The sequence below is a fragment of the Crocinitomix catalasitica ATCC 23190 genome, from assembly GCF_000621625.1.
Classification (GTDB): Bacteria; Bacteroidota; Bacteroidia; order Flavobacteriales_D; family Crocinitomicaceae; genus Crocinitomix; species Crocinitomix catalasitica.
In genome coordinates this window covers 58,946-71,281 of record NZ_JHXV01000018.1, presented here as the reverse complement: position 1 = coordinate 71,281, position 12,336 = coordinate 58,946, and the positions used below count along the sequence as shown (strand labels likewise).

12 protein-coding genes are annotated in these 12,336 nt (G+C 33.2%); 5 read left to right on the top strand and 7 right to left on the bottom strand.

What is annotated here, in order from left to right:
- Window positions 1-41 precede the first annotated feature (41 nt).
- From holA to T367_RS0111585, 4 genes are all read right to left on the bottom strand, one after another.
- Window positions 42-1,061, bottom strand: coding sequence for a DNA polymerase III subunit delta (holA, locus tag T367_RS0111600; protein WP_027419998.1), 1,020 nt, complete (start codon window positions 1,059-1,061; stop codon window positions 42-44).
- 6 nt (window positions 1,062-1,067) lie between these two features.
- Window positions 1,068-2,378: a ribosome biogenesis GTPase Der gene (gene der / locus T367_RS0111595; protein WP_027419997.1), complete on the bottom strand. Its 1,311-nt coding sequence runs from the start codon at window positions 2,376-2,378 to the stop codon at window positions 1,068-1,070.
- A gap of 131 nt (window positions 2,379-2,509) precedes the next feature.
- A complete protein-coding gene (era, locus tag T367_RS0111590) occupies window positions 2,510-3,385 on the bottom strand; it encodes a GTPase Era (RefSeq protein WP_027419996.1) in 876 nt (291 codons plus the stop codon).
- 134 nt (window positions 3,386-3,519) lie between these two features.
- A complete protein-coding gene (locus T367_RS0111585; protein ID WP_169736061.1) occupies window positions 3,520-3,927 on the bottom strand; it encodes a response regulator in 408 nt (135 codons plus the stop codon).
- A 211-nt stretch (window positions 3,928-4,138) separates the two neighbouring features.
- On the opposite strand from T367_RS0111585, the gene T367_RS0111580 reads away from it, so the two are divergent.
- The gene (locus tag T367_RS0111580; protein ID WP_027419994.1) at window positions 4,139-6,403 is read left to right on the top strand and encodes a PAS domain-containing sensor histidine kinase; all 2,265 of its coding nucleotides are present in this window, start codon (window positions 4,139-4,141) and stop codon (window positions 6,401-6,403) included.
- A complete protein-coding gene (locus T367_RS0111575; protein ID WP_027419993.1) occupies window positions 6,400-6,798 on the top strand; it encodes a response regulator in 399 nt (132 codons plus the stop codon). The genes T367_RS0111580 and T367_RS0111575 overlap by 4 nt, the downstream gene beginning before the upstream one ends.
- A gap of 3 nt (window positions 6,799-6,801) precedes the next feature.
- Here the strand turns inward: T367_RS0111575 and T367_RS0111570 are convergent, their stop codons facing one another.
- From T367_RS0111570 to T367_RS0111560, 3 genes are all read right to left on the bottom strand, one after another.
- The gene (locus T367_RS0111570; protein ID WP_027419992.1) at window positions 6,802-7,521 is read right to left on the bottom strand and encodes a hypothetical protein; all 720 of its coding nucleotides are present in this window, start codon (window positions 7,519-7,521) and stop codon (window positions 6,802-6,804) included.
- Window positions 7,522-7,684: 163 nt separating this feature from the next.
- Entirely contained in the window at window positions 7,685-8,401 is a 717-nt protein-coding gene (locus T367_RS0111565) for a hypothetical protein (RefSeq protein WP_027419991.1), read from the bottom strand.
- A 63-nt stretch (window positions 8,402-8,464) separates the two neighbouring features.
- Entirely contained in the window at window positions 8,465-10,171 is a 1,707-nt protein-coding gene (locus T367_RS0111560; protein WP_027419990.1) for a T9SS type A sorting domain-containing protein, read from the bottom strand.
- Window positions 10,172-10,424: 253 nt separating this feature from the next.
- On the opposite strand from T367_RS0111560, the gene T367_RS0111555 reads away from it, so the two are divergent.
- The 3 genes from T367_RS0111555 (at window position 10,425) to T367_RS22175 (ending at window position 12,218) form a co-directional block, all read left to right on the top strand.
- Complete coding sequence (locus T367_RS0111555) at window positions 10,425-10,766, top strand: hypothetical protein (protein WP_027419989.1); 342 nt, start codon at window positions 10,425-10,427, stop codon at window positions 10,764-10,766.
- Between the two features lie 27 nt (window positions 10,767-10,793).
- On the top strand, window positions 10,794-11,129 hold the full coding sequence (locus tag T367_RS0111550) for a hypothetical protein (protein WP_027419988.1): 336 nt from the start codon (window positions 10,794-10,796) through the stop codon (window positions 11,127-11,129).
- Window positions 11,130-11,297: 168 nt separating this feature from the next.
- A complete protein-coding gene (locus tag T367_RS22175; protein WP_051568511.1) occupies window positions 11,298-12,218 on the top strand; it encodes a mechanosensitive ion channel family protein in 921 nt (306 codons plus the stop codon).
- The last annotated feature ends 118 nt before the right edge of the window (window positions 12,219-12,336 follow it).

Below are 12,336 nucleotides of genomic sequence, written 5' to 3'. Positions count from 1 at the left end.
CCGTCTATTGAACGGTTAGAAATAAACTATTAAATGTAAGTTTAGTGCAATAATTTGTAAACCAATTCTCGCAATAACTCGTTTTCTGGAACAGAAGCCTGACCAACACCTTTCGAAAGCAGGTCATATTCTCTTAAATAACTGAAATTTCTTGAAATTATTTTCGCTGGATGATTCCTTCTTTTAAGCAAAATTTCTTTTGCTGGATAAGGATGAATACTAATTAAAGCTGCAAATTGTTTAGGATCCTCCGTTTTTGCGAAATGTGCTTTAAATAGCCGTTGATACAACGTATGTAAATTAGACAGTACTACTGTTATATGCGCGGCTTTTGGATTTTGACCAAAATATTTAACGATTTTATTTGCTTTCACAATATCCTTGTCTAGAATTGCATTGGTCAATTCAAACACATTATAATCTTTACTAATTCCAATGTGTTTTTCAATATGTGCTTCCGTTATTTGAGGTGAATTACCTTCACTGCGCGGGACCATAATGAACAACTTCTGTAACTCATTGACAATTCGACTTAAATCATTGCCAATAAACTCGACCAATAGTGCTGTTGCCTTTTCAGTTATTTGATACTTCTTTGTTTTGATATAAGATTTTATCCAACCGCCCAATTGATAATCCTTCACCAATTCTGACTCGAATATTTCAGCGTTCTTTTTCAGGATTTTGTAGACCCTTGAACGTTTATCGAATTTCTTATACTTGTATGCAAAAATAAGTACCGTTGAAGCTGCCGGTTTCTCTAGATATTTCTCTAGCGCTTCCCAATCTTTAGCACTACTATATTCCTGTGCTTCTTTAACAATAACAACTTGCCGTTCACTCATCATCGGCAGACGCGTAGCAGAATCTACAACACTAATGGGTGGTGTATCTTTCGCGTAAAAAACAGTTTGATTAAAGTCTCTTTCGCTCTCGTCAAGAATGTTTTGTGCGGCATAATTTACAATCTCGTCAATAAAAAAAGGCTCCTCACCATTTAAAAAATAGATAGGTTTTAATGGCCCTGTTTTAATTTGCTTTATGACATCGAGATATGACACAATAAACTATTTTTTTCTGAAATAAATTCGAATTGGAACACCTTCAAAATTATAATTCGCACGCAATTTATTTTCCAAGAATCTTCTATAAGAATCTGGTACATATTGTGGTAAATTACAGAAGAATGCAAAGGCAGGTGCGTGTGTTGGCAACTGCGTCACATATTTAATTCGAACATATTTACCTTTAGTTGAAGGTGGTGGCGTATGATTAATCACCCCTAAACAAAATTCATTCAATTCAGATGTTGGAATTTTTTGAACTCTATTCTCAAATACCTCCATTGCTTTTTCCAAAGCTTTATGCAGACGTTGTTTTGTAATAGTAGAAGTAAAAAGAATTGGAACATCATTAAACGGCGCCAATTGTTCTCTTATTTTGTCTTCGTATAATTTTGTAGACATGGTATCCTTATTTTCAACCAGGTCCCATTTATTAATCAATACAACAACACCTTTACGGTTCTTTTCAATTACATAAAAAATATTCAAATCTTGTTTTTGAATACCTTCTTGTGCATCAACCATAAAGATACAAACATCAGAATATTCGATACTTCGTACCGAACGGATTACAGAATAAAATTCTAGATCCTCATGTACTTTACTCTTTTTACGAATACCTGCAGTATCGATCAATTTAAAATCGAAACCGAACATTTGGTATCTTGTATCAATCGAATCTCTAGTTGTACCAGAGATTGGTGTTACTATATTTCGTTCTTCACCAGTAATCGCGTTAATAAAAGACGATTTACCCACATTAGGTTTACCGACAACTGCTATACGCGGAATATCACCATCATCTTCTGGGGCATCTTCAACTGTGAAGTGTGAAACTAGATGATCTAATAAATCACCTGTACCAGAACCATTATTTGCTGAAATATTAAAAAGTCGATCAACTCCTAAAGAATAGAATTCAGCGGCATCATTTATTCTTGCTGTATTATCAACCTTATTAGTTACGACTAAGAATTCCTTCTCAGATTTGCGCAATAATTTCATTACAGAAGTATCCAAATCGGTAATTCCAACTGTAACATCCACTACGAAAAGGATAATTGAAGCTTCGTCGATAGCTATTTCAACTTGTTTACGAATTTCTTCTTCAAAAATATCAGCTGACCCTTTAACGTAACCACCAGTATCAATCACACTAAAATCTATGCCATTCCACACAGAAACACCATAAATACGATCACGTGTAACACCACTCACCTCTTCTACTATGGCTGATCGCCCCCCTGTTAATCGATTAAATAGTGTAGATTTACCAACATTTGGCCGACCTACAATTGCAACTATATTTGACATGTTTTTATGTTCTTTATTTAAGCTTTAATCTTGTCACTAAAAGCGATACAAAATTAATCATTCCTATTAACCTGCGATTGATTATCCAAGATTTTCACTGAAGACCTTTTCTGATAATGCAACTTGGTTTATTAATATCCGTAACCTTCTAACTTTTTATCGTCTTCTCTCCAATCCTTATCTACCTTCACAAAAAGTTCAAGATGCACATGTTTATCTATAAATTTCTGTATATCTTTTCTAGCATCAATTCCTACCCTTTTAATTTTCTCCCCTTGATGGCCAATGATTATTCCTTTTTGCGTTTTTCGTTCGACATAAATTATCGCTCGAATTCGCACAATCTTTTCGTCTTCTTTATATTCTTCAACATCTACTTGCGTAGCGTAAGGAATTTCCTTTTTATAATGAATGAAGATTTTTTCACGAATCATTTCACTGATAAAAAACTTCAACGGTCTATCTGTCAATGAATCTTTATCATAATAAGCAGGACTTTCAGGAATAAGTTCTACGATTCTCTTCCAAATAAGATCAATATTAAACTTTTGCAAAGCTGAAATTGGCAAAATCTCCGCATTTGGCATTATTTCGTGCCAATACGCGATTTTTTCTTCCATTTTTTCTTGATCACTTAAATCAATTTTATTAATCAAAAGAAGAATTGGTGTACTTGTTTTTTGTAATCGCTCTAATGTTTGCTCGTGATTCAGATTTGTTTCATAAATATCTGTAACAAAAAGAATAACGTCTGCATCTTTCATGGCAGCATTCACAAACTGCATCATATTCTCATGCAATTTATAATGAGGATTTAATACACCCGGCGTATCTGAAAAAACAACTTGATAATCATCATCATTAACAATCCCTAAAATTCGGTGTCTTGTAGTTTGCGCTTTAGAGGTTATAATAGATAGTTTTTCACCCACCAATTGGTTCATTAATGTTGATTTACCAACATTTGGACTCCCAATTATATTAACAAAACCTGACTTGTGACTCATAACATTCGAAAATAATCAACAATTAAGTATGCGCAATAAATGGATTTAAAATATAATTGAAATGAAATTTAATTCAACTATTTAGTCTTAGACTACACGCATAGAATTTGCGCAAAGATATACATTAAAAATAACTATATTTTCGGGAAATACTTTTTTAATTTTTCTGTGAGATCAGTTTTGCTCAATGGCTTATTAATAAATTCTGATGCGGTATATTGTTTCTCAAAATTTTCATGATCTCTTTGTTGCATAGAACTTGTTAAAATAAACAAAACGGGTTCAAATCCCTCGTCATAAACCTCAGCAATTTCATCAATCAATTCAAATCCGTCCATTACTGGCATATTCAAATCAAGTAAAATTAAATCTGGTAAATTTTGTTTATTGTTTTCGTCTAAAATAATTTCGAGTGCTTTCTCAGGATCTTCAAAAAACTCAATTTTATCAAACAATTCCGACTCCATTAATTCTTGACGAATTAAAAAAGAATCGACCTGTGAATCTTCTATTACAAAAACTTTTAATTTCTCCTCATTCATTACTTCAGTTTTGGATTTAGTAAATCTACTTAAAAAAGTCATCGAAAGTTACCCTCAAAAGCTAAAAACGAACTAAAAACGGCTATTTTTTCGACTAAGGGATGTTATTATAAGATGAACAATCAAGATAAAAAATAAATTCTTAATAATCTCTATTTTAATCATTTTTTCAATTAATTTAGTTTTTCTCCCATCATTCAACCCCAAATTAATGACTGATTTATTTAAAGAATACCAAGAATTACTAAACACGAATTTAGGTTTACAAAGCTTTATTCAGCATTCAGCACTAGACGGAGTTTGGTTTTTAGAATTAGACCAGATAGATCGTTCTTGGTATAATTCTACATTCCTAAAAACACTCGGTTTTAATGATGAAAATGATTCATCCTCTCATTTTAATTTTAAAGATGCTGTTGACAAAGATGACCTTGCTTTGCTTATGGCAAAAATCCAGCAATCCAAAAAAGATGAACTAATTGTAGAACAAGTCTTAAAATTTAAGACAAAAAATAATTCCACAATATGGTTTCGATGCAAGGGATTTCTGGTTTTGAATGAATCCGGAGCGGCGACAAGAATGATAGGTACACTTATCAATATTACAGCAGAAAAAAAGACAGCGATAGAATTGGCCCATTGTATTAAACAACACAATCAAGTGATTGAGGGTTCGGAATTGGCTACTTGGGAATGGAATTTAGAAAATGATGTATTGATATTAAATGATCATTGGAAGCGACTACTTGATTACGCTGACAACGAACTGGGAGTAACAACTATAAAATGGTGGGCTGATCGTATTCACAAAGATGATATCGCACAAGTAGAATCAAAATTGATAACTCATTTAAAAGGTGAAACTAAAAAACTTGAATGTCAATTGCGGATGCTCAAAAAAGACAATACATGGATTTGGTTGAGTTGCAAAGGAAAAGTAATTGAGCGAAAAAATGGTCGTGCAACCCTTATATCTGGCTTTCATCAAGATCTTACAGAGTCAAAAAAGTACGCGGACGAATTAGAGCATTATAAGAATTTGCTTGAACACTCCAATGAGGTCGCAAAAATTGGCACTTGGGAAGTTGATATTTCTAAAAATGAAGTACAATGGAGTAAAGTAACAAGAGAGATTCATGAAGTAGATGAGGATTTTATCCCACTTATATCTAAAGGTCTTGAATTCTATAAAAAAGGTAAAGATCGCGATAAAATCACATCCGAATTTAATTTGGCTGCAACTGAAGGAAAATCATTTGACGAAGAATTGAGGATTGTGACTGCAAAAGGTAATTTAAAATGGATTAGATCTGTCGGTGTGCCACAATTATCTAACGGCAAATTGGTTAAGGTCTACGGTGTCTTTCAAGATATTTCAGATAAAAAATTTCATGAAGAGGCGTTACAAAAGAGTTATAATCAAACAAAAGTATTTATTGAACAATCCCCCTCTGCGTTAGCGATGTTTGATTTAGAGTTAAACTATTTAGCAGCATCTAAACAGTGGTTAACGGATTATAAATTAAAGAATAAGAATATCATCGGCATGAACCACTACGAAGTCTTTCCAGGGATAGAAGAAGATCGGAAAACGATGCATCAAAACTGCTTAAAAGGAGAGACACATAGGAAAGATGAAGACGAATTTGTACGAGAAGATGGCACAAGCCAATGGATTACTTGGGAAGTGAAACCTTGGTACAATTTGAATAATGAAATTGGAGGACTGATTATGTATACAGCAATCATCACGCCCTTAATTGAAGCACAACAAAAAGCAAAAAACATGCTTGAAGTGATGACTAAACAGAATGATCGTTTATTAAACTTCTCTCACATCGTATCACATAATTTAAGGTCGCACACTTCAAACATGACCATGTTGATTGATTTTATGGATAAGGATAAATCGACAGAAGCTTTAGAGACCTATTATCCAATGTTTAAAAAAGCAACCGCCAATTTATCTGAGACGATACAGAATTTAAATGATGTTGCTAACATGAATATGCATTCATCCGATACCCTTGAGACATTGAATTTAAAAACATTTGTTGACAAGAACATCGCCACTTTAGATGCTTCAATTATTGATGTTAATTGTAATTTAACCATAGCCGTTGATCCTAAAATAGTTGTCAAAGCGATTCCTGCTTATTTAGACAGTATACTGCTTAACTTGTTTACAAATGCCATTAAATACAAATCTGAAGAACGTCAATTAGAGCTTAATATAACAGCCAGCACAACCAAAAAGTATACTATCATTACCGTTTCGGATAATGGATTAGGAATAGATTTAAAAAAACATCGAAAAAAATTATTTGGAATGTATAAAGTTTTTCATAAACATAAAGATTCCAGAGGTGTAGGATTATTTATAACAAAATCTCAAATTGATGCAATGAATGGAAAGATTGAAATTGAAAGTGAAGTGAACAAAGGAACAAGTTTTAATGTATATTTACTACGATGAAAAAATTTGATTTAGCGTGCCTTATTGATGATGATGAAATATTTGCTTTTGGAGCAAAACGAATTATTGAAATGTCTGAAATTTGTAATGAACTTAAAGTCTTTAATAATGGTCAAGAGGCCATTGACTTTTTAGTTCCAAGTCTGGACAAATTTGATGATAGACCTGTTTTTATTCTACTGGATTTAAATATGCCAATAATGGATGGATGGGAATTCTTAGATAGCTTTACAGCTTTGGCTCCCAAAAGATCAGCAATAATCTATTTGATTACTTCATCTATTGATCCTGCAGATTTAAAAAAGGCACATGAATATAGTAGTGTGAGTAACTATATTGTTAAACCAATTACGAAGGAAGGTTTATTAGAGACTTTAAGTTCGGATTTTGAATAATAATTATTGAACTTTAAAAACGAGTGCTGCTCGTTTCTCTTCACTCCCTGGTTCTTTATAGTTCACAAGAATAGTTACTTGTTTACCTGAAGATTTTTTAAGTATTTTTTTCGCATTATCATCTAACATTCCATTTGCTAATACTTTCCCCTTTGTAGAACTACCCTCTGCAGTAACACTGCCAGATAATATTTCAAATTTCAACGGTTCAATCTGTCCTTTTATTTGTACTTGTAATGATAAAGTTTGATTTAAATCACTTACACTTGGAGAATCACCGTTCTTGATGGTTCCCAGCATTAACTCAGGATTAGTTCCGCAATAAAAATAATATGTGAAAGACATGCGCTCATTCGTCGTTTCATCAACAACTTTAAGCTCAACATTTACCTGCTCATGAACTATATCCTTAAATACATCAGTCGAATTTAACACAACATTTCCCGAAGCATTCACTTGTCCAAATCTTTGATTAGGATCGGACTTTAAGTAAATAATCCCACCAATAACTTTATAATTATCAGCAACTTCACCTTCATAAACAACTTTAAAAATCATATCTGAAAAATCTACATTTTGACCAAAACAAGTTCCGTTGTACAATTTTTCATCACCTTTTACCAAGGCTATTTTTTTCGTTGGCTCAGCAGTTGTACTTGCGTGCAGAGGAGCACTTACAATTAATAAACTAATGAATAATAAAAATATATTTAATGTTTTCATATCGATAATCTTTAAATCGCTTGTAAGATACGACTTTTTTAGAAAGGCAACAGAAAATTTTATAAAGCTAAAAAAGTAAAAATTAGTTTAGAAAAACCGTTCACTCGATCTGCTGTTGACTCCATTATAATACTCCTGCCGGAGACTGGCTATAATCTAGGTTTTATTTGACATCGAAAACGAGCGCTGTTCGTTTCACTAAACCACCCTCGTCTTGATAATCGATGAAAATTGTAACTTTACTACCGCTCGAATTCGCTAATAATTGTTTTGCTTCCTTATTTAATGCACCACCTCGCAATACATTGCCTTGCCTCATTTTATCTTCTACTGATACCGTACCCGACAGTACATTGAAACTTATAGAGAGATCAGAGTCAGTATATTTGACAGTTATTTTACCAGACAATTCACTTACTCCATTTAATACATCTCCATTTTTTGTTGTCCCTAAAAACACTTCTGGAGTAGCGTTCGCGTAAAAGTAAAAGGTAAAAGAACTACGCTCACCAGTCGTTTCATTTATGACTTTAAGTTCAACATTTACCTGTTCACCCTCTAAACCTTTTAATGGTTCTTCAGAATTGAATTCAAAAGTGCCTGATTCGCCAACTTTCCCTAATCTATTCTTCGCGTTTGATTTTAAATAAATAATGCCTTCTATGATTTTATAATTATCATCAATTTCTTCACCATTCACAACACGGAAAGACATCGATTCGAAATACGTTTCATCTGTAAAGCAAACACCATCATAATAGTGATGGATACCATTTATAATTGCAATTTTTTCAACTGGTTCGGTAGTTGGTTTCGATTGCGCCGCTATTCCTACAAGTAGAACACTTGTAAAAAGCAATAAAATATTTAATGTTTTCATACGAATCCCTTTTAAATCAACTGTAAGGTACAAATTTTTAAGGAGTTGACCTAGGATTCTATTTTATTCGACCACCAATTTCGTGCTGTATTCTGCTTTATTTTCATTGTTTCGAAGTGATAAAATATATGTACCTGGAGATAACCATTCCAGTTTAATTGAATATTTTTCACCAATCACATCCTCTTTTGAATACACGATTTGACCCATAGCATTATGCATTATTATCTTGTGATCATTTGTCAAAACTTGCCCAAAATCAACCGTAATAAAATCGTTTGATGGATTGGGGTAGATCGTGATATTCTCATATTTACTATTTGTTGAAATACCAAGATCGTCTTCAACTTCATCTACAAAAACAGTAACACTAAGCGTATCATCACAGTCAAACTCATCAAAACCAATGACTACACTATAAATAGTTGTCTCAGTTGGTGTAGCATCAGTTACAGCTGAAAGCGGATCAGACAACCCGTCGGTTGGGAACCAAGTATAGGAATCTCCACCAGTTGCTTCGAGGGTCGTTGTTTCACCTATAAATATTCTTCTATCTCTAGAAATAGTGGTATTATACCCAATTGGCTCATATACAATATTTTTCGCAACAATTGGCATACAATCATCAACCTCAAGACTAACTGTATATCTCGTTAATTCTCGTGGAGATGCAAAAGTTGTATCACCAAATTCAGTTGTCAAACCTAATGGTGGCGACCAATGCCAATTATAAACATCAGTATTTTCTCCTTCAATGAATAACATTACTGGCACTCCTGGACAAACATGCACGGTGTCAACTTCAGTGCATTCGTTCCAAGCTAATCCGAGCCCATCATCATCCGTTGAATAGTTTATCCGAAATAAATCTTTCAGACCATCGTTCATTGCATCCTCACTCACGGCTACTATGAACGAAAAATTTACACTATCACCTGATAATAAATCTGTCTTATAAGCCAGTGAAATGGCCTCATCCATAATTACTCTGACAAAACTTTCATTACTCTCAAACCTTGGACTCTCACCGTTCCAAATATCTTCAGCGTCTCGATTTGAAAATCCACCCATACTTACTCTAAAATTCTCTCCAATTGCTCCAAAGCCTAAATAAGATTGGACGGGTAAATCTTGTGTTGCTGAGACCAATGCTTTTTGGCAGGCTGAATCTGGTTGTGAAACAATCGTATTTGTTGTTCTAAAATCGCCTGTCAATGCTTGATTATTATCTGGATCTACAGTTCTGTAATAATACAAATCAACCAAATCTTCGTCTGTATTATTAATCATTTTCACTGTAGTTTTATAATAGAGCGCATCCTTTTTCAATTGATAGTTGACTTTCACTTCCAAACCATCTATCTCACCCTGCCAAAATGCATTGATACAATTCCCTTCATCTGAATAGTTAATTAAAGCCGTAGTATCAATTTCGTGAACATTATAATTATTACTATAATCAATGCCGTTCATTCTTATTCCGAAACCATTTTCGGGCGTTCCAGCACTATAATAATCGCCATAGAAACTAGTGTAATCCCAATCCGATCTGTCGATATCAGCTACAAGACCGCAAGGAAACAATGGATCCCCTCCCCTTTCATGAAATACACCTGAATTTTGTCCTCCTTCATTTCCTCTAGTGCCATTTATTGCAATATTTAAATAATCACCTATTAGATATGCATCTCGCCCAATAATTTGAGCTGAAACAAAATGTGCATTTGCAATAAAAAAAGCAAAAAGTAATTTGAGATTTAAGTTTTTCATGGACCAGTTTATTTGACGATTAACTTTGTCTGAGAAAGCTTGTACGAGTTGATGAATTTCATAGTTTCAAGTAATTAGGTAGTCAAATATAAATAAAAAGCAGCATTTTCTGTATTCTGACATCTGAATTAATACGCTATTGCAATAATCGAAAGTCAAAATCTTAGCTGGCGGAATTCAATAATTAGTAGCTAAACTTTCAATATATATTTACGTCGAAAAGCAAAAGTATTGATCGATAATTAGCAAGAACATGAAAAAATTAATCGCAATTTTAGGTTTCACATTTATTTTGATAGGGTGTAATAAAAATAATGCAAACCATATCCCTGCAAATTATATAGGGAATTGGACCGGTCGAGAAGGTGGTTTTTTCGGAATTAATTACTGCATTGAAATAAACACAAATGGAAAAGGCACTTTTACAAAAGCAGCCTTTTTTAAAAGCACTGAGAAAGGAAAAGTAAAGATAAGCGGCAAAACACTTTCGATTGGCAAACTCGAATTTGAAATAAATGACCCTCCTGAGCCAAACAAATTTAATTTTGACAAATACGAAATGACACTGGATGGAATTTGTTATCAAAGACAATAATAAATATTGCTTATATTAATTCTGACTATGAAACACTTAATTACAATAATCAGCATTGTTATTTTATTTTTCAGCTGCCAAAAAAGTGAACCGATACCTGAAACATATATAGGCACTTGGCATGGTAAAGAAAAAATATACCTCACAAGTAAATTATATACCATTACGATTGAAATGAATGGAGAGGCAACCTATAAAAAGGAGACTTATATTAATGTCAATAGTTCAGGAAAGGTTAAGATTAATGGAGATGAACTTAGGATTGGTAAAAGCAAATTCTCTATAGACCAAGCTCCGACTTTAATTGACACAGTTAATAATACTTATGAAATGATACTGGATAGCGTTGTTTATTCGAGGTAAAATAACGTTTGACATTCATTATTCAATAGCACTCCTTCAATTTTCCACAATTTGTGTGGGTATTTCTCCACACATGCGATGCTAACAAAAAAATACAGACCATTAATAATCAACGAGTTAATTGTTTGGCGTATTTATTTCAGTTGAATTCTCAAAGATTTAAAAGATATGAGAGAAGAATTAAGTATGATTTGGGAAAAGCTAGACAATTGGTACTCAACATTAATAACGATGCTACCCAATATAATTCTAGCAATAGTGATCGCCGTTTCTGTGTTTTTCATTGCAAAAGGCGTTAGAATCGTGTTCAAGAAATACCTTATGGCAAAATGGAAAAACGAAGAATTGAAAGCTATTTTCGCCAAAGTCATTCAATTCATTGTGATTGTATTAGGATTTTTGTTTGCCTTATCGGTAGTAAACCTAGATAAAACCGTAACCTCCATTCTTGCGGGTGTTGGTGTTGCTGGTATTGCCATTGGATTTGCTTTTCAGGACATAGCCGCCAACTTTATTTCAGGATTATTTATGGCAGCCAACAAACCATTTAAAATAGGAGACATTGTTGAAGTTGAAGGACAAACTGGTGTCATCAGGGAGCTTAAATTAAGAACAACCATGATACGTACCTTCCAAGGAAACGATATAATTATACCGAATACCCATTTATTTCAGAACCCTGTTACGAATTATACATCGAATGATGAACGAAGAATTGATTTAGAAGTTGGTGTTTCATATTCAGACAATTTAAAAGATGTAAAAGCCTTAACAGAAGAGCGATTAAAACAACTAGAAGGACTTGTATCCGATAAAGCCCCTGAAGTTATGTTCAACGAGTTTGGTGGTTCGTCAATTAATTTCAATGTAAGAATTTGGACTAAAAACACGGATCAATTCAATATTGTTAAAATACAAAGTGATGCCATTATGGCCATTAAAGAATTATATGATGAAAAAGGAATTTCAATCCCATTCCCAATTCGAACATTAGATTTTTCGGATAGTGAAGAGTTTTTAACAACCTTAAGTAATGGCAAAGATTCGGAAAGCATTGCTTCCGATGATGAAGTTGAAGCAGCTGAGTAGAATTGTAATGGTGCTTATGCGATTATCACAACCGCAATAAATACTTGCTTAATTCAATTATTAAAGGTCTTGCACTAAAATTAAATTTGTAGTGACTTTAAATTGATTTGAATTGATA